24 protein-coding genes are annotated in these 21,876 nt (G+C 65.7%); 9 read left to right on the forward strand and 15 right to left on the reverse strand.

Annotated features, from left to right (window positions below; translation table 11 throughout):
• Window positions 1-28: 28 nt before the first annotated feature.
• The 10 genes from H8F26_RS08010 to sufR all read right to left on the reverse strand — a co-directional run bounded on the left by H8F26_RS08010 (window position 29) and on the right by sufR (window position 7,767).
• A complete protein-coding gene (locus tag H8F26_RS08010) occupies window positions 29-403 on the reverse strand; it encodes a hypothetical protein (protein ID WP_197158673.1) in 375 nt (124 codons plus the stop codon).
• Window positions 404-588: 185 nt separating this feature from the next.
• Complete coding sequence (locus H8F26_RS08015) at window positions 589-1,866, reverse strand: FAD-dependent monooxygenase (protein ID WP_197158674.1); 1,278 nt, start codon at window positions 1,864-1,866, stop codon at window positions 589-591.
• Between the two features lie 34 nt (window positions 1,867-1,900).
• Window positions 1,901-2,161 (reverse strand): hypothetical protein, encoded by a 261-nt coding sequence (locus H8F26_RS08020; RefSeq protein ID WP_322758286.1) that lies wholly within the window; start codon window positions 2,159-2,161, stop codon window positions 1,901-1,903.
• Window positions 2,161-3,546, reverse strand: coding sequence for a phosphatidylserine/phosphatidylglycerophosphate/cardiolipin synthase family protein (locus H8F26_RS08025; RefSeq protein ID WP_370594680.1), 1,386 nt, complete (start codon window positions 3,544-3,546; stop codon window positions 2,161-2,163). Before H8F26_RS08025 ends, H8F26_RS08020 begins: the two co-directional genes overlap by 1 nt.
• A 130-nt stretch (window positions 3,547-3,676) precedes the next feature.
• The gene (locus tag H8F26_RS08030; RefSeq protein WP_197158676.1) at window positions 3,677-3,874 is read right to left on the reverse strand and encodes a hypothetical protein; all 198 of its coding nucleotides are present in this window, start codon (window positions 3,872-3,874) and stop codon (window positions 3,677-3,679) included.
• 19 nt (window positions 3,875-3,893) lie between these two features.
• On the reverse strand, window positions 3,894-4,961 hold the full coding sequence (locus tag H8F26_RS08035) for a DUF4912 domain-containing protein (protein ID WP_197158677.1): 1,068 nt from the start codon (window positions 4,959-4,961) through the stop codon (window positions 3,894-3,896).
• A 167-nt stretch (window positions 4,962-5,128) separates the two neighbouring features.
• Complete coding sequence (locus H8F26_RS08040) at window positions 5,129-5,890, reverse strand: phycobilisome rod-core linker polypeptide (RefSeq protein WP_197158678.1); 762 nt, start codon at window positions 5,888-5,890, stop codon at window positions 5,129-5,131.
• 130 nt (window positions 5,891-6,020) lie between these two features.
• Window positions 6,021-6,620 carry a phycobiliprotein lyase gene (locus tag H8F26_RS08045; RefSeq protein WP_197159071.1) on the reverse strand — a complete coding sequence of 200 codons (600 nt, stop codon included), beginning with the start codon at window positions 6,618-6,620 and terminating at the stop codon, window positions 6,021-6,023.
• Window positions 6,621-6,657: 37 nt separating this feature from the next.
• A complete protein-coding gene (locus H8F26_RS08050; protein WP_231598203.1) occupies window positions 6,658-7,083 on the reverse strand; it encodes a hypothetical protein in 426 nt (141 codons plus the stop codon).
• A gap of 3 nt (window positions 7,084-7,086) precedes the next feature.
• Window positions 7,087-7,767 carry an iron-sulfur cluster biosynthesis transcriptional regulator SufR gene (gene sufR / locus H8F26_RS08055; protein ID WP_197158679.1) on the reverse strand — a complete coding sequence of 227 codons (681 nt, stop codon included), beginning with the start codon at window positions 7,765-7,767 and terminating at the stop codon, window positions 7,087-7,089.
• Between the two features lie 192 nt (window positions 7,768-7,959).
• Between sufR and H8F26_RS08060 the strand changes: the two genes are divergently transcribed.
• From H8F26_RS08060 to H8F26_RS08080, 5 genes are all read left to right on the forward strand, one after another.
• Entirely contained in the window at window positions 7,960-8,313 is a 354-nt protein-coding gene (locus H8F26_RS08060; protein ID WP_197158680.1) for a ferredoxin-thioredoxin reductase catalytic domain-containing protein, read from the forward strand.
• 33 nt (window positions 8,314-8,346) lie between these two features.
• Window positions 8,347-9,789: a Fe-S cluster assembly protein SufB gene (gene sufB, locus H8F26_RS08065; RefSeq protein WP_197158681.1), complete on the forward strand. Its 1,443-nt coding sequence runs from the start codon at window positions 8,347-8,349 to the stop codon at window positions 9,787-9,789.
• 71 nt (window positions 9,790-9,860) lie between these two features.
• On the forward strand, window positions 9,861-10,679 hold the full coding sequence (gene sufC, locus H8F26_RS08070) for a Fe-S cluster assembly ATPase SufC (RefSeq protein WP_197158682.1): 819 nt from the start codon (window positions 9,861-9,863) through the stop codon (window positions 10,677-10,679).
• Window positions 10,679-11,941 carry a Fe-S cluster assembly protein SufD gene (gene sufD, locus H8F26_RS08075; protein WP_197158683.1) on the forward strand — a complete coding sequence of 421 codons (1,263 nt, stop codon included), beginning with the start codon at window positions 10,679-10,681 and terminating at the stop codon, window positions 11,939-11,941. The genes sufC and sufD overlap by 1 nt, the downstream gene beginning before the upstream one ends.
• A 4-nt stretch (window positions 11,942-11,945) precedes the next feature.
• Window positions 11,946-13,313, forward strand: coding sequence for a SufS family cysteine desulfurase (locus tag H8F26_RS08080; RefSeq protein ID WP_197158684.1), 1,368 nt, complete (start codon window positions 11,946-11,948; stop codon window positions 13,311-13,313).
• A gap of 10 nt (window positions 13,314-13,323) precedes the next feature.
• Here the strand turns inward: H8F26_RS08080 and H8F26_RS08085 are convergent, their stop codons facing one another.
• On the reverse strand, window positions 13,324-14,025 hold the full coding sequence (locus H8F26_RS08085; RefSeq protein WP_197159073.1) for a trans-aconitate 2-methyltransferase: 702 nt from the start codon (window positions 14,023-14,025) through the stop codon (window positions 13,324-13,326).
• Between the two features lie 176 nt (window positions 14,026-14,201).
• Here H8F26_RS08085 and H8F26_RS08090 point away from each other — a divergent pair, with 176 nt between their 5' ends.
• A complete protein-coding gene (locus H8F26_RS08090) occupies window positions 14,202-14,378 on the forward strand; it encodes a hypothetical protein (RefSeq protein ID WP_197158685.1) in 177 nt (58 codons plus the stop codon).
• A 176-nt stretch (window positions 14,379-14,554) separates the two neighbouring features.
• Entirely contained in the window at window positions 14,555-14,791 is a 237-nt protein-coding gene (locus H8F26_RS08095; RefSeq protein ID WP_197158686.1) for a Nif11-like leader peptide family natural product precursor, read from the forward strand.
• Window positions 14,792-14,846: 55 nt separating this feature from the next.
• On the opposite strand, the gene H8F26_RS08100 is transcribed toward H8F26_RS08095, so the two are convergent.
• Both H8F26_RS08100 and H8F26_RS08105 read right to left on the reverse strand, forming a co-directional pair.
• Window positions 14,847-15,569: an iron-containing redox enzyme family protein gene (locus H8F26_RS08100; RefSeq protein WP_197158687.1), complete on the reverse strand. Its 723-nt coding sequence runs from the start codon at window positions 15,567-15,569 to the stop codon at window positions 14,847-14,849.
• Between the two features lie 335 nt (window positions 15,570-15,904).
• Window positions 15,905-16,294 (reverse strand): hypothetical protein, encoded by a 390-nt coding sequence (locus H8F26_RS08105; protein ID WP_197158688.1) that lies wholly within the window; start codon window positions 16,292-16,294, stop codon window positions 15,905-15,907.
• A 221-nt stretch (window positions 16,295-16,515) separates the two neighbouring features.
• Here H8F26_RS08105 and H8F26_RS08110 point away from each other — a divergent pair, with 221 nt between their 5' ends.
• A complete protein-coding gene (locus H8F26_RS08110; protein ID WP_197158689.1) occupies window positions 16,516-17,211 on the forward strand; it encodes a response regulator transcription factor in 696 nt (231 codons plus the stop codon).
• Between the two features lie 172 nt (window positions 17,212-17,383).
• Here H8F26_RS08110 and H8F26_RS08115 read toward each other — a convergent pair whose 3' ends face one another.
• On the reverse strand, window positions 17,384-18,187 hold the full coding sequence (locus H8F26_RS08115) for an STAS/SEC14 domain-containing protein (RefSeq protein WP_231605550.1): 804 nt from the start codon (window positions 18,185-18,187) through the stop codon (window positions 17,384-17,386).
• A 94-nt stretch (window positions 18,188-18,281) separates the two neighbouring features.
• On the opposite strand from H8F26_RS08115, the gene mtnA reads away from it, so the two are divergent.
• Complete coding sequence (gene mtnA, locus H8F26_RS08120) at window positions 18,282-19,373, forward strand: S-methyl-5-thioribose-1-phosphate isomerase (protein ID WP_197158690.1); 1,092 nt, start codon at window positions 18,282-18,284, stop codon at window positions 19,371-19,373.
• Here the strand turns inward: mtnA and H8F26_RS08125 are convergent.
• Complete coding sequence (locus tag H8F26_RS08125) at window positions 19,364-21,706, reverse strand: response regulator (RefSeq protein ID WP_197158691.1); 2,343 nt, start codon at window positions 21,704-21,706, stop codon at window positions 19,364-19,366. The two genes, mtnA and H8F26_RS08125, sit on opposite strands and share 10 nt — an antisense overlap.
• Window positions 21,707-21,876: the final 170 nt, after the last annotated feature.

Genomic DNA, 21,876 nt, shown 5'->3' on the forward strand with positions numbered 1-21,876 from the left:
TCGGCGCTGAACTCGGTTCACGAACGGTTCACTGCTGAAACGGTGACGAAGGTTTGCCGCTGGTCGGAGTCGGTTTGGCCTGGGCGCGGCAGATCACCATCAGGTCGCCTGCCGCCCTGTTGAGCGCTTCTCGTCTGACGTAGCTGTTGAGCGCCGTGACCTCGGAGCCCTCCCGAATCTCCCAGAGCACGTCTTTGCAGGAGGCCGAAAGGCGCGGGTGATCGATCAGGCGGTCGGCCTGGTCCCGCGCCGGGGTGCAGGTGGCATCGTTGTTCTCACGGCCACAGTCCTGGGCGGCCAGCTGCAGTTGACGGAACTCGGCGTTGCTGGGGTAAGGGGGCAGATCTTTCCCCAGGGCCGCAGGCAACGGCAGGCAGAGCAGCAAGGGACTCAGCTGCAGCAACCTCAGCCCAATCCCTGATCGCTGGATCGCAGACTGCCCAGGCTGTGGTGCTCTGGTGCGGGTGGTTGCTTCCCAGGGCAGATCCAGCTGCGGCTCCACTGGCCTGGCACTGGAAGGGCCAGAGTTGGGGGCAGGGCTGTCAGCCATCACTCCGCTCGGACAGGCTGTTGCATCATGACGGGCCCTCACGATTCCAGCAGGCGCGGGCTCTCCAGCAGGTTCAGGGTGGTCACTCCCTGCCGCAGTGGTCGTTGCTGGTCGATCCAGTGATGGCGCAGAGCCGGAGCCAGCCACGGAGCCCCCGCCAGCAGCAACGCCCTCAGCCAGGGCTGGCCCTGCAGCAGCATCCCCCGTTCGGCCTCCTGGCGTTGCAGGGTCTGCAGGGTCCGGATCTCCGGCAGACGTTCGGCTGCGATCGCGGCCAGGGCGGCATCAAGCTGGGAAGCCGCTGGCTGGGCACCCTCCGCCAGAAGCGGAATCAGATGGTTCGCGGCAGCCAGAGCATCGCGCAAGGCCATGTTGATCCCCTGAGCCCGCACCGGACTCATCGGATGGGCGGCATCGCCCAGCATCAGCAGGCCAGGCCGATGCCAGCGGGGAGCCAGGCCCACGCGGACGGCCAGGGGCACCGGTGCCGTCGCGTGCACACTGCCGTTGCGCATCCAGGCCGCCAGCTCCGGCGGGCTCTGGCGGGCCCAGCACTCCGGCCAGGGGCTCTCCGCTGGCGTTGGCGTCGTCTGAACCGGGCCTGTCGCCACGGCGCGACGGGGACGAACCCAGGCCAGTTGCGCCACGCCGGTGGCCCCGTTGAACAGGCTGAAGATCCCGGCGGGGCCTACCACGGTGGTGAACCAGTCTCCCTGGGGCAGTGGCGGAGCGGCAGAGGTCGTGGAGGCCACTGGCAGCCGGAACCAGAGCAGATCGAGGGGGCTGCTCTGCTCCTGCAGCTCCAGGCCGGCCAGGCGTCGCAGCAATGAGCTGCGCCCATCGCAGGCCAGGACCAGATCGGCCCGCAGCTCCTGGCCGTCCGCCAGCCGGATCCCCGCGATACGGCCGTTCTGCTCCACCAGCCCAGTGGCAGCGGTGCCTCGCAGAACCTGACAGCCTGGATAGCCCGCCGCCCGCTCCAACAGGCGCTCCAGCAGGGCCGGTTGGCTCACCAGGGTGCAGGCAGGGCCAGGGGCCAGGGGTTCCGCGGCCCGAAACAACTCCCGGCCGTCCAGCACGAAACGCCAGCCGGCCAGGGGCCGCTGGGGCAGTCCGTCCAGCAGGTCGGCACCGCCGATCTGTTCAAGGGCGGCCAGACCGCTGGGCATCAGGGCTTCGCCGCGGAAGACCCGATCCAGATTCCGGCTGGTTTCGATCAGGGTGAGCGGGATGCCCTGCTGGCTCAGCAGAAGGGCGAGGGCGGCACCGGTGGGCCCGCCCCCCACGATCAGAACCCGCGCCGGCTCGCGTCTCACCCCGTCGATGGCTGGGGACGGGGACGGGGGCGGTTCAGGTGAAGGAGTTGTAATTGAGACCGTCGTGGGGTTTGTGCGTGGTGCCGCCGCTAAGACCGGTCTTTCGCGCCAGCAGATAGTCGACCAACTCCTGCTGCAGGGCCAGCAGTTCCTTGGTACACCCGCGGAAGGCGGCTCTATGGCGGATCTCATCATGCCGGGTGTGGAGATCCCGCAGCATCAGATTGATCGCATCAATGGTGGCTGACGGGTTGGGATCAGTGGCGCTTCTGTTGGAGGTCGCTGGCTGCTCCACTACGGCTCCGGCTCTTCGCGGTCTGCTGGGATCGTAGTCGCGTGCCCTTGACCGCACGTGCGCCGCAGCCGCTCGATCCGTCGCTCCAGCCCGGCCGTGATTCCCAGCTCGGCGCCGCTCCAGAGGCGATCGATCTCCTGGGTGAAGTGGCGGGCCAGGACAGGCGAGTCGATCACCAGCAGGGTTTCGTCGTTCTGGTGAGCGGCGGATGGACTCCAGTTGAAGCTGCCGCTGATCACCCGTTTCCCATCGATCACGGCGATCTTGTGGTGCAGTTTGTCGCCCCCGGCCAGCTGGGGGATGCCTACGCCTGCCAGCGGTTCCGCCCACTGACGATTGCCAGCCTCGATCTTGCAGCGCCGATCCGGCAGGGCCACCCCCAGCAGATCGAGCACCTCGCTGAAGGAGCGATTGGCGAAGCCGGGGTCGGCCAGCACCCGCATGGCCACACCGTTCTGATGCTGCTGCGCCAGCACGTTCGTGAGGTTCTGGGCCGAAAACACGAACAGGGCCAGATCGATGCGCCGCTGGGCCTGGGCGAGAAGCTGGCCCAGCCAGATCAGGCCGTTGTCGGGATCGCTGCGGCGATGGGGCGCAAACAGCACCTGCACCGGTGTGCCCTGCACGATCACCCGCTGTGGGGCACCGCCCCCCTTGCCGATCCCGAATCGGCTGTCGGCCTGGCCGCCGGGGCCGTCCCCCCACAGACGTTCGAATTCCGCCAGGAACACGGCCGCCAGCTCCCTGCTCTCGAAGCGCAGCAGATGGTTGACGTTGCCGCGGGTGCGTCGATCGTCCGGGTCGCCGTGGATGCCGGATGGGGTGAAGTTGGCCGAGCCGGTCATCACCACCCGGCCATCGACCACCAGGAATTTGTGGTGCATCAGGCCGCTGCCGGCGCTGCCGTCGGCGGTGTCGTCCAGCATCGGGACTCCGGCACGCCGCAGGATCAGCAGGGCATCGCCCCATCCCAGCGCCTTCAGCTGGGCCTGCCGATGGCGCAGATGGTGGACCAGATCGACAGGATGCTGCTCGCTCCAGGGGGTGCTGTAGGTGTTCTCCAGCACCAGCCTGACCCGCACGCCCCTCTGGTGTTGGCGGGCCAGGGCCGCGGCCACCTTCGGCAGGGACAGCTCCTGGACGGCCACGGCGATCTCGCTGTGGGCCTCCTCGATGGTGCTCAGCAACATCGCTTCGAGGTCGTCGCCCTGTCGCCAGCGACCGTCGATGGGGCTGCGGTAATGGCCGGCGGTGCGGTGGTTGAAGCCCACATCGATGCCAGCTGGCAGGGGCAGGCGGGGCGGAGGCTGGCCCTGCAGGCGGGCGTTGGAGCTGCAGCTTGCCAGCAGCAGGCCCAGGCCCCCAACCAACAGAAGGGACCTCACCTGATGGCCGGCGCACCTGGGTTGAGGGTGGACGGAGGGCGGTGGGACCAGGTGGGCCATGCACAGGGAAGACGCTGGCTTCAGCGTTCCCCGGGTCGGTCAACAGCAGGGTTGCTGTGCTGCTTGGGACTCAGTGCCCGGGCATTTCGGAGGTGCGCAGCATCAGAGCGAACCAGAGGCAGCCAATGGCCACAGCGGCTCCAACCGCTGCCTGAAGGCTCACGTGCACGATCAGCAGGGGAATCAGCAAGGCGAAGCTGACCGCACCCAGCACGGGCGTGATGGCCACGAAAATGCGCAGGCCGCGGCGGGACGAAGAGGAGGTCATCGGGGGGACACGGCGGGTGTCAGAACCACTCGGGGGCGGCCTGATGGGACGGATTGCTGTTGTCTTCCGGGGTCAACCGGCGGAAGTCGAGGGTGATGTTGCGTTTCTGCTCCCCATCTGCGGCCACGGCCTCGATCGGATAGACCTGCTGGCCGTCGCGGAAGGGCACCTGCACCCGGAAGGTGCCATCGGCGGAGAGGGGTACTTCCTCGCCGCCGATGGTGAGGCGGGCGGCTGGATCGGTGGCGCCATAGACGATCAGCTCAGCATCTGCGACCAGCCAGAACGAACGCTGCCGGGGGGCTACCCCGCCTGCGCCGGAGGACTGGCGTCCGCTGGCCCAGATGCCCGCGCCTGAGGCGTGCTGTCCCTGGTGTTCGCTGCCGCTCTCCTGGAGCTCATGGAAGGCTTCGGAGCCACGGCCCAGTTTGCGCCAACGAGCTGTAGCCGTCTGATAAAGCCTCTCGTGCAGGCCGGAATCGCTGCTCTCCACGGGTGTCGGCAGCGAAGTGGGAGCTGCTTCGAGGGTGAAGGGAACGAACTGATCGAGGATCTGCTCGCTCGGATGCAAGGCGGGAACCCGGGCCACCGAGGAGAAGGCCAGAGAGATCCATCCGCCGGAGCTGCCTTTGCGGTACCCGAGCTCCACCCGGTAATCACGATCACTGAGCGGCACCGGTAGGTACCACTCGGTGGCATGGCTGTCGACCACCACTTCCTGCAGGGTGTGGGAATGGGCTGAGCCTCCAGCCAGGCCGGTCACATCCGCGACCCGCAGACAGAGCTGGCTGGCACCGGCCTGAAGGGCGTGAGCCAGGTCGGCTTCCGAGATCTCCCAGAACACGTAGGCCCATTGGGGATCACGCGGCAGGAAGACCACGCGGGTCTCTGCATCCGGCTGTGGAGCCGGTTTCATCTCGGCTTCAATCGCCTGCAAGGACAGGCTGCCCTCTTCATGGCGCGAGCTGATCGCGTTGAGCAGCTCCTCCTTTGATTTACGGCTGTAGAGGCTGACCCCCAGATCGCTGGCCACCTGACGGAGCTGTCTCAGGGTCAGTCGCGCCAAAGTGGTCAGAGACTGGCTCACAGCATCCGGGTACGTTTGAGAAACAGTTTGAAGCACTTTCTCCGCGATTTGCCGGACTGGCCCTGAGGGGTCAGGATCCACTGACCAGGGGCAGGACCAACAAAAAAGCGGTGCCGAAGCACCGCCTTCTGATCCGGATGACCCAGTGGCGCTGAAGCTGTGAAACCTCAGCGACCGATGCTGCGATAGGGGACCTTGGAGAGATAATCCATGCCGGTGTTGCCGGCGGCGGCGCCACGGGTGCGCATGGCAGGCAGCGTCCGCACCCAGGGGAGGTAATCCTCGGGGAAACCGCCACGGCGTTGGCGGGCACGCTCGGGGTAGGCCTTGACGGTACCGGTGTAGACGATCTGGGGGAAGCCCAGAATGCCGCGGTGGTAGGCCTCGTAGCGGGGTGAGGTGATGTTGAAGGGGGTTTCGCCGACGCTGCGCGAACCAACCACGCGGTTGCGGTGGTAAGGAACCGTGTCGTAGCCGAAGTTGTCCAGGTATTCCTGGCTGTCGAGGATGTCATCCACCATCCCCCGGACCCCACGGGTCATCAGCACGGCCGACCAGGCGATTTCCTCGGATTTGCCGTAGGTCTGGCGACCCAGCAGCTTTTCCACCAGGTGGCGAGCCACGCGGTAGTTGCTGTTGAGGTTGTAAAAGCTGCGGGTGAAGGTGTCCGACAGGCACAGGGAGCGGATGAAATCACGCACCGTGATCTGGCCTTCGCGCAACTGGCACTCAAGGGTGCGGTCGCGGTCCACCTTGAAAGCGTGGAAGAAGATCTGCCGATAGGCGGCCTCAATCACGAAGTTCTGGTCTTCGCGATCCATGGCCTTGTCCATGGACACGGCCTTGGGATCCTCGTCTGAACCCACCCGGAGGGCATCCACGCGGGAGTTCTGCGTCGTGGGTGCGTACTTCAGGAGAGGAAGGGCCACTCGTGCTCAGGCATCCGTCTCGGGGATCGTAGAAGTGCGGCCCCGTCACGACTCATCGCCCCCTGGCAGGGCTCACAGTCCGTAACGTTCGACACCGGGTTCACCAGCCCAGACTTCACCAGCCCAGACTTCACCAGCCCAGTGGAGAGAGCAGGCGTCCGTCCTCCGGCGCTTCAGCTGGGGTGGGCCCGGCGGTCGCCTCAAGCACCCGGGTCTCCACGCAGAAGGACGCGGTGTTGGAGAGTCCCTCGACGGTGCTGGTGCGCAGCCGCACATCGGGCCCCGCGAAGCTGAACCGCTCCAGGCTGCTCATGGTTTCGTAGTCCGTGCTGAGCAGCAGTCCGTCGCGATCGTCCATCTGGAAATGCCCGGCCACCGGGGCCGTTTCGGCATAGCCACGATCGCGCAGCAGCAGGCCGGTCCTGCCCTTCTCGTCGGTCGGAATCAGCCCGAAGACACTCTCGCCCTCATGGGCTTCCCCGGCCTTGTCCCAGGCCATCGACCCGCTCCAGCGCACCCGACAGCCGCCCGCCAGCCCGTTCGGATCCTGGCCGTGCAGGGTCGCCACCGCCACCAGCAGGGGGTCAGTGGCGGAGAGTTCCACCACCTCGATGTAGGAGCCGCCCGCTTCGGCGCGGCGATGGAGCAGGTGGTGGCTGCTGCGCTGTGACCGCCAGCGGCCGCAGCTGAGGCGGAAGAAGCTGATGGCGTCGCTGATCGATCCGCTCACGGGACCTCGGGTTGCTGCAGCGATGATGGCAAGGCGCTCAGCCCGCAGGCGGTCGCGCATCTGTCTGCGGCGGGTCAGTCTGCGGCGCATCTGTCGACAGGCGAGCCGTGGCCTGCTCGCAGCTCCAGCGGATCAGATCCTCCAGGGTCAGCGCCAGCGGCGTGCAGGCTCTCTGGCGGGCCAGGTCCTCCAATTGCTGCCCCAGTTGCCCCAACTGGTCCAGGAACGCTTCGGCGAAGTCAGCATCGGCGGCAAGCAGCGGCTGACTCCAGACCCAGAGCTGCACCTGTTCGGGTCTCGGCAGGGGACCGTGCTGCGCGCCGGCAATGGACTGGAACGTCCGCAGGCCGTGGGCCAGCAGGCGGAGGTGATGGCGGTCGAGCGCCGGCAGCAGGGTGGTTTCGATCGCCTCGAGCTCCTCGATCAGGAGCGGGCCGCGGGGCGCGGGATCCGTTGGGCTCACGGCTCAGGGATTGGCTGAGGCGGCCGCCACATCGATCGGATCAGGCCTGGGGGTGAGGCGAAAGCCACAGGAATGACCCTCCGCCAGGCGCCAGTGCACCCGCTCGACGCTGCAATCGGGAAAGGTGTGACGGATCATCTGCAACTCCTGATCACAGACGCAGGGGAACTGTTCGGCGATCCGCATCACCGAACAGTGGTATTCGCTGAAGACCCAGCTGTCGTCGTCCGCCACGCACTCGGCCACGTAGCCCTCACGCCGCCTCAGTTCCACCAGGCGATCCAGGCGCTGCGGCAGGCTGCCAACACCGATCTGGAGCTGGTAATCGCCGGCCTTGTCGATCGCCTGGCGGTTGAGCAGATCTTTGATGGTGTCGGGCGGCAGGCTGCTGGCCATCGAGCTCAGCAGGCTGAGGGTGAACTGCTCACTGCCGTTCGGGAACTGGTTATGGCCGCTGGCGGTGAGGCTCCAGTGATTGCAGGGACGGCCAGGGCCATCCTGCGAGGGACTGGAAACGACCAGGCCTTCCTCCTCCAGGCTGCGCAGATGGCGGCGCATCACCTGAACGGAGACCGCCAGCTTCTGGGCCAGGGTCGCGGCAGTGGCATGGCCATGGCGCAGCAACAGCGTGAGCGCCGCCTCGCGGGTGCTGGCCTGGTTGGATACCGGGGCTGGGGCGGTCATGGCTCGCCACTGATCATCACACCATGCCACGCACGACAGGTGGATGGGGGGCGCGCCGCGGCAGTCGTGGGGTCACAATGAACCTTCACCCCAAGGCTCGGACCCCTGCCCTAGGCTCGGGCAGATACGAAACCAGATGGTTTCGTATCCGAGTGATCCGTCCTGGGCTGGGTGCCCTCTACCTCCTGCTTCATGTCCGACGCCGCTGCCGCCCCCTCCGCTGAGAGCCTTGAGGTGATCCGCAAGTTCGCGGAAACCTATGCCCAGCGCACGGGGACCTATTTCTGCAGCGATCCGGGGGTGACGGCCGTGGTGCTGGAGGGTCTGGCCCGCCACAAGGATGATCTGGGCGGTGCGCTCTGCCCTTGCCGTCACTACGAGGACAAGCAGGCGGAGGTCTCCCAGGCTTTCTGGAACTGCCCCTGCGTGCCGATGCGCGAGCGCAAGGAGTGCCACTGCATGCTGTTCCTCACCGAGGACAACCCCTTCCGCGGCGACAGCCAGACGATCAGCATGGAAGAGATTCGCAGTCATACCACCGGCTGATCACTACTGAACTCCCGTCCGCCGCATCCATCCATGAGCAGCACCGCCACCGTTGGGGATCTGGTTTCGCAGCCGTACAAGTACGGCTTCGTCACCGATATCGAGACCGACAAGATCCCCAAGGGGCTCAGTGAAGATGTGGTGCGCCTGATTTCGGCCAAAAAACAGGAGCCAGACTTTCTGCTGCAGTTTCGTCTGCGCGCCTACCGGCAGTGGCTGGAGATGGCTTCTCCCGACTGGGCAGCCCTGGGTTTCTCGCCGATCGACTACCAGGACATCATCTATTACGCGGCACCACGGCAGCAGGAGAAAAAGGCCAGCCTGGAGGAGGTGGATCCCAAGCTTCTCGAAACCTTCGACAAGCTTGGCATCCCCTTGATCGAGCAGAAACGGCTTTCGAATGTGGCCGTCGATGCGGTGTTCGACAGTGTCTCGATCGCCACCACCTACCGCGAGAAGCTGGCCGAGCATGGTGTGATCTTCTGCTCGATCAGCGAGGCGGTGAAGGAATTCCCCGAACTGATCGAGCAGTACCTCGGCACGGTGGTGCCCAGCAACGACAACTACTTCGCGGCCCTGAACTCAGCAGTGTTCAGCGATGGCTCGTTCGTGTTCATACCCAAGGGGGTGGAGTGCCCAATGGAGCTCTCCACCTATTTCCGCATCAATTCCGGCGACACCGGCCAGTTCGAGCGCACCTTGATCGTGGCTGAAGAGGGGGCTTCGGTGAGCTATCTCGAGGGCTGCACGGCGCCGATGTTTGACACCAATCAGCTGCACGCCGCGGTTGTGGAGCTGGTCACATTGGAGGATGCTGCGATCAAGTATTCCACCGTGCAGAACTGGTATGCCGGTGATGAGAATGGCAAAGGTGGGATCTATAACTTCGTCACCAAGCGCGGCCAGTGCCGTGGTGCGCGCAGCAAGATCAGCTGGACCCAGGTGGAAACAGGCTCAGCGATCACCTGGAAATACCCCAGTTGTGTGCTTCAGGGTGCTGATTCAGTGGGCGAGTTTTATTCCGTCGCCCTGACCAACAACTGTCAGCAGGCCGACACTGGCACCAAGATGATTCATGTTGGGCCCCGCACCCGCTCCACGATTGTCAGCAAAGGCATCAGTGCCGGGCGCTCCTCCAACAGTTATCGCGGTCTTGTGCAGGTGGGTCCCAAGGCTGTGGGAGCCAAGAATTACAGCCAGTGCGACTCGATGCTGATCGGCGACCAGGCCGCCGCCAACACCTATCCCTACATCCGATCGCAGCAACCTGACGCTGCGATTGAGCATGAGGCCAGCACCTGCCGCATCTCGGAAGACCAGCTTTTCTACCTCCAGAGCCGTGGGATCGGTTTTGAAGAGGCGGTGTCGATGATGGTGAGCGGCTTCTGTCGTGATGTGTTCAACCAGCTGCCGATGGAGTTCGCGGCGGAAGCCGACAAACTCCTCGCCCTGAAACTCGAGGGATCGGTGGGTTGATCTCCTTCAGCTGCTGCCATCCCTAGACAACATTTTCTCCTTTCAGTCTTTCCTCTGCCTTCCCTGTTGCTGTGATCCGTTCCGACGCCCCCATTCTGCTTGAGATCTGTGATCTCCATGCCTGCGTCGAGGACAAGGCGATCCTCAAGGGCGTGAACCTCACCATCCGTGCCGGCGAGATCCATGCGGTGATGGGTCGCAATGGCAGTGGCAAGAGCACCCTGTCCAAGGTGCTGGCTGGCCATCCCGCCTATCAGGTCACCGCTGGCACGGTGCGTTATAGGGGCGAGAATCTGCTGGATCTGCCTCCGGAGCAGCGGGCCAGAATCGGTCTGTTTCTCGGGTTTCAGTACCCGATTGAGATTCCCGGAGTGAGCAACCTCGAGTTCCTGCGGGTGGCCACCAATGCCCGCCGGCTTGAGATGGGCGACGAGGAACTGGATACCTTCGCCTTTGAGGATGTCGTGCGCGACAAGCTGGCCGTGGTCCAGATGGATCCAGCCTTTCTGGAGCGTTCCGTGAATGAGGGCTTCAGCGGTGGCGAGAAGAAGCGCAACGAGATCCTGCAGATGGCCCTGCTCGATCCACTGGTGGCGATCCTCGATGAAACCGATTCCGGCCTCGACATCGACGCCCTGCGGATTGTGGCTGGTGGTGTGAACCATCTCGCCACGGCCGAGAACGCCACCCTGCTGATCACCCATTACCAGCGCTTGCTGGATGTGATCACTCCCGATTATGTGCACGTCATGGCCGCGGGCCGCATCCTTCGTACCGGTGGCAAGGAGCTTGCCCTTGAACTTGAGGAGAGGGGATACGACTGGGTCGATCAGGAGCTGGCGGTCCTTGAGGCCGCAGCCCATGGGCGTACACCGGTGGAGGTGGGCTGATGGTGACGTTGCCTGTTTCCATGCCATCCACGGCCGTGCGCTCCTCCTCGACCCTCGAGGCCTGGACGGGTGATCTCATCGCCTCTCTGCCCCCTGCGACCGGTCCGCTGGCACCGTTGCAGGAGCAGGCCCGTGCGGCCCTGTCGGAGCTTCCTGCCCCCCATCGCCGCCAGGAAAACTGGCGCTTCACCGATCCGGCCCTGTTGGCGGCCACCTCACCGCGATTGCTGCGGCCTGAGCAGGCTGCTGGCACGGCGTCGGCTCATCTGTGCCTCCGTTTGGATGGCAGCGCCGACCCTCTGGATGGGGTGGCGCTGCCCGCGGGGCTCGAACCGATCGCCGGGGCAGAACTGCATCAGCGCCTCGGCGCGGTGCTTGAGGCGACCGGTTGCGCCCACCACTGGCTGACCCAGCTCAACCAGGCGGCAGCCCAGCAGGTGCTGGCTCTCCGCGTTTCCGGGGTCGTGGCATCGCCACTGGAGCTGCTGCTTCCCGCTGGGGCCAGCGATGGGCTGCTGCCCCTGAGGGTGTTGCTGCTGCTGGAGGACGGGGCCGAACTGGAACTGCTGCAGGTGCATACCGCCAGTGGTGCCAGCGCCACCAGCCTGGTGCTGGAAGCCCATCTGGGTCGTGGCGCCCGTCTGCGTCATGGGCTGCTGGCTCAGGGACATGCCCAGGCGTCGCTGGTGGCTCAGTGCGCCTACGTGCAGGAGAGTGGCAGTGACCTCAGCGTCGTGAGCGGCTGTGCCGGTTGGGGCCTGCTGCGCCTCGAGCCGCGGGTGAACCAGCGCGATGGTGCGGCCCACACCAGCCTGCGGGGCCTGCAACGGGTGATCGATCGCCAGATCGCAGACACCCACAGCCAGGTGACCTTTTCAGGACCCGACGGCCAGCTTGAGCAGGTCCACAAAGCCGTGGCCGATGGCCAGGCCCGTAGCGTGTTCAACGGAGCCGTGCGGGTGCCTCGCCAGGCGCAGCGCACCAATGCCTCCCAGATCAGCCGCAATCTGCTGCTGTCCGATCGGGCGCGCATCGACACCAAGCCCGAGCTCGAGATCGTGGCGGACGACGTGCGCTGTGCCCATGGCGCCACCGTGAGTCGCCTGCAGCAGGACGAACTGTTCTATCTGCAGAGCCGTGGCATCGCGGCCGACCAGGCGGCCCGTCTGCTGCAACGGGCCTTCTGTGAGGAGGTGCTGCGGGAGCTGCCGGCCATCGCCGCCGCCTGGCGCCCGATCGATCGTCTGCTGGGGGAGGCCTGAGCTGATGACCCCAGCTGCTGATGCTCTGCTGACGCCCGACGCTGCCGTCTCGCCGGCGGCGCGTGACACCGCCCCATCCATCTCCACACCGCCGGAGCCTCAGGATTCCGCCGCGGCGCCACAGTCCTATGAAGACCTGGCCAGCCTCACCCGTCCTGATTTCCCGCTGCTCGCCCAGACGGCCTGCCTCGGCGAGCCCCTGATCTATCTCGATCATGCCGCCACCAGCCAGAAGCCCCGCCAGGTGCTGGAGGCTCTGCAGCACTACTACGCCCACGACAACGCCAATGTGCACCGGGGCGCCCATCAGCTGAGTGCGCGAGCCACCGAAGGTTTTGAAGGAGCCCGTGGCAAGGTGGCTGCCTTCGTGGGGGCGGCCAGTGCCCGCGAGATCGTCTACACCCGCAACGCCAGCGAGGCCATCAACCTGGTGGCGCGCTCCTGGGGTGAGGCCAACCTGCGCTCCGGCGACGAAGTGCTGCTCTCGGTGATGGAGCACCACAGCAACCTGGTTCCCTGGCAGCTCCTGGCGGCCCGCACCGGGTGCGTGCTCCGCCATGTGGGCCTCACCGAAACGGGCGAGCTGGACCTCGCCGACCTGCGCCGCCAGATCAACGAGCGCACCCGCCTGGTCAGCCTGGTTCAGGTCAGCAACACCCTCGGTTGCCTCAACCCGGTCGCGGAGGTCGCCCCCCTGGCCCACGCCGCCGGTGCGCTGCTGCTGGTGGATGCCTGCCAGAGCCTGCCCCACCTACCCGTGAATGTGGCCCAGCTGGGCTGCGATTTCCTGGTGGGCTCGTCCCACAAGCTCTGCGGCCCCACCGGCATGGGCTTCCTCTGGGCGCGCGAGGAGTTGCTCGAGGCCATGCCTCCCTTTCTGGGGGGCGGCGAAATGATTCAGGACGTCTACCTCGACCACAGCACCTGGGCGGAGCTGCCCCATAAGTTTGAAGCCGGCACCCCCGCCATCGGTGAGGCGATCGGCATGGGTGCCGCTCTGGATTACCTCCAGGGCCTGGGGCTGGAGCGCATCCACGCCTGGGAGCAGCGGCTCACCCGCCAGTTGTTCCAGCGCCTGCAGGCGATCGAAGGGGTGCGGATCCTCGGACCCACCCCGGAGCAGCAGCCTGATCGGGGGGCGCTGGCCGCCTTCACCGTCGATGGCCTGCATGCCAATGACATCGCGGCCCTGCTTGATTCGGCCGGCATCTGCATCCGCAGCGGCCATCACTGCACCCAGCCGCTGCATCGCCTGTATGGCATTCCCGGTTCAGCCCGGGCCAGCCTCAGTTTCACCACCACTCCCGAGGAGATCGACCGCTTTTCTGATGAGTTGAGCGGCACGATCGGTTTTCTGCGGGAGCACAGCTGAGCCCCAGGCTTCAGATCGGCTCCAGCTGGGCCAGTCCTTCAGCCCGCTGTGGGCCGTTCCAGAGCCAGGTCCAGCGCCAGCCTGCTGCTTCGGCCTGTCGCACGATCACGGCACGATCGGCTGGGTGGTCCAGCTGATCGATGTGGTCGATCACCTGGGTGCGGGCCTCGGCGGGCAACACCGACCATTGGCTGTGGATCCGGTGTCTGTAACGCCCCAGGTAGTCCTGACGGGATTCGCCTGGATCGCGGAAGACATCAGCCCAGAGAAGGAGTCCGCCGGGGGCGAGGCGCTGGCGGGCCTGGCGCAGAAACTCCGCTTTTTCGCTGTCTGAGAGATGGTGGAGCGCAAAGGCCGTGTGGATCAGATCCACGGGTTCGTCGTTGCTGGCTGCCCAGACACGCAGATCTGCCGCCTGCCAGCGGCTGGGATAGGGCACGGCTCCCAGGGCCTGGCGGGCCAGGGGTAAGACCTGGGCGGTGAGATCGATCCCCTCGTAGCCCCCCAGGGGGAGTTGCCGCCAGACAGGCGCGAGTGCGCTCAGATCGCCGCAGCCCAGATCCACGGCAAGGGGCGGCCGGGTGCCGGGGGCACGTGCCTCAAGCCAGGAGCGCAGGGCCAGTGCGGTCGCTGCGGTGAGGTCAGCGTGTCCCATCAGATCGTGCTGCACCACGGCCCGGTAGATGCTCCAGTTCTGTTCGAACAGGTCCATCGGCACAGCAGAGTGCATGGTCACAGTCTTGTCGACAGGGCCCCGACCGCACCCTGCCTGACCAGCCGCGTCCCCAAGCTTCGGAGATTGTCCCCTGTTGGGGGCATCGCAGCCTGGCCTGCTTGCCGAAACTGGAGCCAACGAGAGCCAGGAAGCCCGCCATGGCAGAACCCACCATGACGACGAACAGCAGCAGCTGTCTGGGGCGCACCTGTCTGAAGTGGGAAGCCGATGGCGACCTCACCGCCCTGGATCTGAAGCTGGTGCTGGAACGTCTGGCTCAGGTGGATGCGGATGTGGCGGCCCTGCTCCAAGGCTCTCTGGATCGCGAAGCATGGCCATCGATGATCTGATCACCGGGTCTCTAGTCGACGAAGTCTCTGGCGGCAAGTTGCTGAGACTCTTCGGCCAGAGGGCGGGCCGGGCCAACGGGGTTGTGCGCTGGTAACGAACTACCCGCTGCCCCGCGCTGCGATGGGCATCTTGAATCAGCACTCCTAGGCTGGTATCACTCTGAGATGGAGGCCCCATGGCCACCTGCAATCGATCGACCCCGGCTCCGGCGGTTCCAGCGGCGGATGCCCTGCACCACCTGAAGGATCTGCTGCAACACGACCCAGCCTTCGCCAAGGACCTGCGCGCCACCGACTCCACCGAGGCGGCGGCGCGCCTGGCAGCCAGGCACGGCGTTGCGGTGACTCCGGCAGCCCTCTGGCGCAACCGCGGCACCCTTGTGGGCGGTGGTCTGCCCACCTGGCGCGGCTGAAGCCGCGGCCTGGATCTGGCCCCTCGGTTGCAGTCCGAGGGGCCATGGAGTCGGGCTACACAGGCCCGCCACCACCCCGAAGAACACGCTCGTACAGCCAGTCCCAGAACGAATTCCGCAGGGCGAGGGCCATGTGCATGCCCTTGGACAGGTCGGCCTGGCCGCCTGGGGTCATGGCAAAGTCGATGGCGATGGCGTTGATCCTGGCCTGGCGCTGATCGTGGATCGCTGTACGCAGCGGGAAGAACACAGTGTCACGGGGCTCAAGCGTGCCCAATCGGCCGATTGCATCCAGGAAGGGCTGGTAGATCGCCGGCACGATGCTTTCGCTACCCAGACCCAGGGCGCCCAGGGCTTCGGCTGGAGACCCGCTGCTCAACAGGCTGAGCAGAAGATCTCTCCAAGCGACCACATAAACGTGATCGATGCTGGGATCGGTGCCAATCATCCCCAGAGCCTGCCGGAAACGCTGGAACAGTTCGGGGTGCGGGACCCCCACGATCCAGTCGGCTTCAATGCCGCAGCGGTGCAACCCCGCGAGCTCCTCAGGCTCATAGTGGCCCGATTCCTGAAGGAGGTTGGCCAGCAGGGGATTGCGGTGGTCCGGGTTCTCCAGTCGTGAAATCAGCGCCGTCAGATAACGGGGGAAGTGGGCCGAGTAGCCGTAGTAATGCCGGGAAAAATCACCCAGAGCAAATCTCAGGTCAGGCAGCGTTCCCGCCGAGAGGGCTGTGAGGTAAGGATGCCTTGTCGCCCGGTGCATCAGGGCCTGGCTCACCAGATCGTCGACATACTGAGCTGCAATGTGTTGATCCTGAGAATCTTCAGGATCAACATGGGGAGAGGAATTGAGTTCGTTGCTTGGGCTGTTCTCCACTTGCCTGTCGTTTTGTCTGTCGTTCCGGATCGCGTTGCCACCACCGGTTTTCTGTAGGGCGCGGGCCTCGTCAGGACCCAGCAGCCCCGGCTCCTGGCTGGCTGAACGATGACGGCACTGGTTGTGCAGTCGCCTCCTCCATCAGTCCCCTGTGACCGCCAGTTCATCCTGAAATGCCGCTGGGTTCCTCTACCAGTCCCCAAGCGGGGGTATCGGCCCCGGCTGCATGGGCTCGATCAAGGCCAGGCCATGAAGCTGACCGGCTCGTACTTGGCGATCGTGATCCGCCAGGCCCTGATGGCCAGGTCCCCAAGGCTGCTGAGCAACGCCTCCGTGTCACCTCCACCCACCCAGTTCGCCTTCAGTTGTGGCAGCTGGTCGCGCATCGCTTCCATCGGCAGTTCGACCAGCAACAGGCTGGGATCCCCAGCAGCCCGTTGCAGAGGGCCTTCGTCGCTGCGCTGCCAGAGGCGCAGCAGCAGCTCCAACGCCAGGGTGCGACCGTCATCGCCGGGATCGATGGCGTCAGCAGCAGCTGCTGACTGGGATTTTCCGGAAAGAGGCAACGCACGCTTCCCCCCAAACTCCACCAGGGCCAGGGCCACGAGATAGGGAGCGTCGGTCATCGATGCAGCGTGCGGGGAGACTCCACCCTGCAGGTTCGCCGGGCGGCGCTGGGATCCTGCGGCGACAGATGAGCAGACGTCCCTGAGATGTCACAAGCTGCCCATCGATTCAGGGCTTTGGGGGCTGGTCCTGGGATCTGTCGGACCTCGCAGCGCCTGCCGCCCAACGCCTAATTTTGCCCAGGCTTTCATTGCTCCCAGCCAGGGGCCATCCGCGGAGCATGGATCTCACGCCCTTTCTGGCCAATGCTGGTCTTGGCACCCCTGAGGAGGGTCTCGAATCGATCGAGATTCCGGGCCGTGTTGCGGTGGTGGCCAAAGGTCGCTTTCTGCTGCGGGCCTTGTGCCGCAGCTTCGGGGGGTATTCCCGCATCACCTGTGCTGTGACCGATCAGGAGATGTGCCTGGATTATCTGGCGGCGGAAGCCAGTGATCCCTATGAATTGCTCGTCTGTACCGATTATCTGGAAAGTGGCAATGGTTTCGATCTGGTGCGTCAGGCCCGCCAGCTTCATCCGAAACTTCATGCCGTGATCCTGGCGCTGGGTGATGCTATTCCTGCCGAGTGCATCGAAGCACCATGGCTGGAAGCCGTGGTCGCCGAGGCGGATTTCGTGGATGATCAGCAACCGCTTCAGGCCGCCGTGATGGCGGTGCTGGGCGGGCACTCCTACCGCAGCCCCTCCCTGCGGACGGGCATTCTTCCCTACCTGAGCTGTCCCAGACTCACGCCGCGTGAGTATGAAGTTCTCGACCTGCTCGCCAGTGGCCTCAGCGATCGGGAGATCGCCAAGCGACTGGTGGTGAGTGATGAAACCGCCCGCACCTACACCAAGCGCTTGCTGCAGACCCTCAACGTGCACAACCGGCTCCAGGCGGTGCTCAAGGGAATGCGCTGCGGCATGGTTCAGGTGTGATCGGTGGGATGGGTTGGGTCAGAGGATGAGGGGAGACATGATGGAGTGACAGGGCTGCAAGTGCATTTTTTGGTGCCATGGTCAGCCCACGAAGACCCTCTACCCCCAGCCCAACGCCACCGCGATCTCAGGATCGTGAAGAAGCGAGCGTTTCTGCGCCGGCTGGCCGGGATCAGGCGTCGTGCAGCTGCCTGATCCCGGCCTCGCGCGCTGACTCCCCATTGCCCTGGAGCCACAGTTCCGCCTGGGCGCTGTGGGCCACATCAAAAAAGCGTGTCTCCGCCGACGTGAAGCGCGACAGCAGCTTCTGCACCAGTTTCTGCCAGTTCTGCTGGCCCACCACGGCCACCCGGCGCGGGGCGCTGCGATGCTCCCGGATCAGCGACAGATGATCACCGAGGGCGGCCAGGCCCGACCAGCCGTCGAAGGCGCGCAGATCGAGCAGCAGTTTCACCGGCGTCACCCGGCTGAACAGGGCGGCGATGTCTGCGTCGATGTGGTCGTAGGCACTGGGCTCCAGCCTGCCGATCAGGCGCACTTGAATCACACCGTTGTGTTCATCGAGATGGATGCTGCCCAGCGACTCGCCCAGCCAGATCCGGGCCTCCTGCTCCTGCTCCGTCGGGAAGTTGCGGATCGGGCAGGGCATCAGGGCGCCGATGGCCCGGATGGTGGTGCGCAGCCAGGGCACATCGCTCACCACCGCGATCCGCTCGAAGCCGCGCCAGTGGCGCAGGCCGAGCAGGGTGTCGTCCCAGGCGGCGGCGAGGTCATAGCCCTCGAAGGCCGGCCCGAAGCGCAGCAGGGTCTTGATGCGGTCGTGCTCTTCGATGGCCCGCTCCATGGCGGGGACGAGCACCGTGTCGTAGTCGTGGCCACTGATCTGGCCGCTGAAGGCGAAACCCAGGGTGCCCTCCGGCAGGCCTTCGATCGTCTCGATCATCGTGATCCCCCGCTGCGCCCGTCCTGTTCGCAAGCTAGGCAGAGCTGCTGAGGTTGCCCATTGTCGTTCGCGCCGGCCGCGATGATCGGGGCCTCAACCCATCGCCGCTTCCTCGGAGCCCACTCCCATGAACATCGACGGCAAGGCCTGGCGCACCGTCTGGCTGGAGCCGGGTGGTCGCTCGATCGGTGTGATCGATCAGACGCGGCTGCCCCACCAGTTCGAGACCCGCTCGCTCTCCACCGTCGAGCAGGCCGCCGAGGCCATCGCTACGATGGTGGTGCGTGGCGCTCCGCTGATCGGTGTGACGGGCGCCTATGGCCTGATGCTGGCCCTGCAGGCAGATCCGAGCGATGGGGCGCTGGCGGTGGCGTTCGAGCAGCTCAACGCCACCCGTCCGACGGCCATCAACCTGCGCTGGGCCCTGGAGCGGGTGCGGGATCGTGTGGCTCCACTGCCGGAGACCGAGCGGGCCGCGGCCGCCAGGGAGGAGGCCGCGGCGATCGCGGAAGAGGATGTGGCCATGTGCGAGGCGATCGGAGCCCACGGGCTGAAGATCCTGCAGGGGCTGGCGCTGGCCCGGCCGGCTGAGCGGCAGGGCCAGCCTCTGAATGTGCTCACCCACTGCAACGCCGGCTGGCTGGCCACGGTCGACTGGGGCACGGCCCTGGCGCCGATCTACAAGGCCCACCGGGCTGGCCTGGCCGTGCATGTGTGGGTGGATGAGACCCGCCCGCGCAACCAGGGCGCCAGCCTCACCGCCTTCGAGCTCGGCAAGGAGGGCGTGCCCCACACCGTGATCGTCGACAACGCCGGTGGACACCTGATGCAGCACGGCCAGGTGGATGTCGTGATCGTGGGCACCGACCGCACCACGCGCCGCGGCGACGTGTGCAACAAGATCGGCACCTATCTCAAGGCCCTCGCCGCCCACGACAACGGCGTCCCCTTCTATGTGGCCCTGCCGGCCTCCACGATCGACTGGACCCTGGCCGATGGCGTGGCGGAGATCCCGATCGAGGCGCGCTCGGCCGCTGAAGTGACGTCCATCCAGGGCCGCGTCGCTGCAGAAGCGGTCACGGTGCAGCTCACCCCCGCTGGCAGCGCCGGCTTCAATCCGGCCTTCGATGTGACGCCGGCCCGGCTGGTGTCGGGCCTGATCACCGAGCGCGGTGTGGCTCCCGCCAGCGAAGCAGGTTTGCAGACCCTCTATGCCTGATCGATCCGGGCCTGATCGAGTCCTGGATGCAGAACCGCATAGGCATGGTGGATGGCGGCGACCAGAGCGTCCGTTTCAATCGGTTTACTGAGAAAGTCGTTGATGCCGTCAGTGAGGGCGGCGCGGCAGGTGCTGGGGGCGACATCGGCCGTGACCGCCAGGATCCAGGGATGAATCGGATCGCCACTGCTGGAGCGGATCCGCCGTGTTGCCTCCAGGCCATCGAGCCGCGGCATGTGCAGATCCATCAGGATCAGATCCGGCTGCTCGGTGGCCTGCATGGTCACCGCTTTTTCCCCGTCGACGGCGAAGCTGGGGGTGTAGCCAAGGCGGCGCAGCACCAGTTCGCAGACCCGCCGGTTGACGGCATTGTCGTCCGCCACCAGCACCCGCAGGGGGTGGCTCTCCGCCATCGTGCCCCGAACCGGCTGGTCAGGAGACGGGCCGCTCGCCACGGCGGCGCCGTCGCCGTCTGTTGGGGGTGGTTCCAGCGATCGCATCAGAATCTGCCCCAGGGCGACCGGTTTGATCGGCTTGCTCAGCACGGCCTGGACGTTGCTCCCATCCACCTCCTCCCCCACCCAGCGGATCACGATCACGGGCCGAGGCTGCCGCTCCGATCGCTCCCGCAGCGTCGTCACCAGGGTGCTGATTCCCTCTCCGGGCAGGGCTGTGTCCAGCACCACAGCCTCGATCGTCTGTTTCTCCAGCTGGCCCAGGACCTCGCCTGCCGTTGAGGCTGCGTGGGGCACCATCCCGAGGAGGCGGCAGTGGCTTTCCAGCAGGCGCTGATTGGTGGGGTTGGCCATCGCGATCAGAACGCCGCGCTTCTCGAAGAGCCTTGCCTGGGGGAGAGGATCACTGAGCGGGATGGCCTGGGTTCGGAACGTCAGAGAAAAGACACTGCCTTCTCCCTCGGTGCTCGTCACGCTGATGTCTCCACCGAGGGCGCGGGCCAGTCTCCGGCAGATCACCAGGCCAAGGCCGGTACCGCCATGAATGCGCGTGGTGGAGGCGTCGGCCTGGGAAAAGGCCTGAAACAGGCGGGCGATGCGATCGGCAGGAATCCCGACACCGGTGTCGCGCACGGTGATCTCGAGTTTGCAATGGTCCTCAGGCAGGGATCCATGGCTGGTCACCTCCACCACGATCTCTCCCCGCTCTGTGAATTTGGTGGCATTGCCCACCAGGTTCATCAGGATCTGGCGCAGGCGGGTGGGGTCGGTGAGGATGACGCTGGGTACTTCCGGGGCCAGCAACAGCACAAGTTCGATCCGCTTTTCCCGTACCTGGGGGGCATAGAGATCGAGCACGTCTTCGATCAGGGGGCGCAGAGCACAGGGCTGCTCCTCAAGCTCGAGCCGGCCGGCCTCGATCTTGGAGAAATCGAGGATGTCGTTGAGCACACTGAGCAGGGTCTTGCCGCTGCTTTTCACCGTGTCGAGGCACTCCCGCTGGTGATCGGTGAGCTCGCTGGCCAGGACCAGATCGGTCATGCCCAGCACGCCGTTGAGGGGCGTGCGGATTTCGTGGCTGAGGGTGGCGATGAAGTCGGTCTTGGCCTGGTTGGCCAGGTCGGCAGCGGCAGCGGCGGCCTCCGCCAGCTGGCGTGCATCGGTCTGTTCCAGCAGGGCCTGGGCTCGGGCCTTCAAGGATCGATAGGCATCGAAGCCCGCCAGAAAGGCCAGGCCGCCGCTGCCGACAAGAGCGAGGATCAGGGTGATCCGCAGCGGCAGCACCTTTTCCTCGATCTGAGTCGTGGACAGATCGAGGCCAACCAGGCCGATCACCTGGCCGCTTGCATTGCGGAACGGTGCGTAGCTGCTCAGGAAGGTGCCCCATCTGTCGGTGTAGGGGGTCTGGCTCACCTGAGTTGTTCCCTGCTGGAGCGCCCGCTTGGCCGCTGGGAGTGCGTCGGTGTACAGCTCGCCGAGCTTGGCGACGTCTGTGTCGTCGCCATGGTTTTTCACGTAGTACGAGGTGTCCACGCCGAAGCGCAGGCCCTCGGAGGAGGGCCGAAGGGTGTAGGCGTAGTAGATCTCCGGCACCTCCGAGCGCAGTTGGATCAGGGGCTGGCTCACCTGTTGGTAGAGCGGGCCGCCGAGCTGATCGGCCCGCTGCAGCTGGGCGATGGCCTTGGTGTCGATCTCGGCGGCGGCGATGCTGGCGAGGCTGCGCAGATGCTCCCGCAGCTGGTTCTGCATCGTGCGGGTGGCGACCCGATAGGTGACCGTGAGGGCCGCGGCGGCCACCGAGAAGATCGTGATGCCTGTGAGCAGCGCTTCCCGGCGGATGCGCCGTTCTGACGGCACCGGAGGCGTGGGAAGGGGCACGGGGAGCCGATCGTGGCCGAACCCAAGCCTGCCACGCAAGATCGTGCGGTGCAGCACCGCGAGCAGCCTGATGTCCGAGAGGACCTGGGCTGCCTAGCCTGAGGCCGTGCCGGAGAAATGGGCTGCCGTGGCTTTTGCCGACCCACGTGACTCTCGCGCTGTTCACCTGT

This window comes from Synechococcus sp. CBW1006 (assembly GCF_015840525.1).
Taxonomy (GTDB): domain Bacteria; phylum Cyanobacteriota; class Cyanobacteriia; order PCC-6307; family Cyanobiaceae; genus CBW1002.

Excerpts from the sequence above, each read along its gene's own strand:
- H8F26_RS08080 (WP_197158684.1), top strand. The coding sequence starts at position 11,946 with ATGACCCCAGCTGCTGATGCTCTGCTGACGCCCGACGCTGCCGTCTCG.
- H8F26_RS08090 (WP_197158685.1), top strand. The coding sequence starts at position 14,202 with ATGACGACGAACAGCAGCAGCTGTCTGGGGCGCACCTGTCTGAAGTGG.
- mtnA (WP_197158690.1), top strand. The coding sequence starts at position 18,282 with ATGAACATCGACGGCAAGGCCTGGCGCACCGTCTGGCTGGAGCCGGGT.
- H8F26_RS08060 (WP_197158680.1), top strand. The coding sequence starts at position 7,960 with ATGTCCGACGCCGCTGCCGCCCCCTCCGCTGAGAGCCTTGAGGTGATC.
- sufB (WP_197158681.1), top strand. The coding sequence starts at position 8,347 with ATGAGCAGCACCGCCACCGTTGGGGATCTGGTTTCGCAGCCGTACAAG.
- H8F26_RS08030 (WP_197158676.1), bottom strand. The coding sequence starts at position 3,874 with ATGACCTCCTCTTCGTCCCGCCGCGGCCTGCGCATTTTCGTGGCCATC.
- sufR (WP_197158679.1), bottom strand. The coding sequence starts at position 7,767 with ATGACCGCCCCAGCCCCGGTATCCAACCAGGCCAGCACCCGCGAGGCG.
- H8F26_RS08095 (WP_197158686.1), top strand. The coding sequence starts at position 14,555 with ATGGCCACCTGCAATCGATCGACCCCGGCTCCGGCGGTTCCAGCGGCG.
- sufD (WP_197158683.1), top strand. The coding sequence starts at position 10,679 with ATGGTGACGTTGCCTGTTTCCATGCCATCCACGGCCGTGCGCTCCTCC.
- H8F26_RS08085 (WP_197159073.1), bottom strand. The coding sequence starts at position 14,025 with ATGGACCTGTTCGAACAGAACTGGAGCATCTACCGGGCCGTGGTGCAG.
- H8F26_RS08110 (WP_197158689.1), top strand. The coding sequence starts at position 16,516 with ATGGATCTCACGCCCTTTCTGGCCAATGCTGGTCTTGGCACCCCTGAG.
- H8F26_RS08105 (WP_197158688.1), bottom strand. The coding sequence starts at position 16,294 with ATGACCGACGCTCCCTATCTCGTGGCCCTGGCCCTGGTGGAGTTTGGG.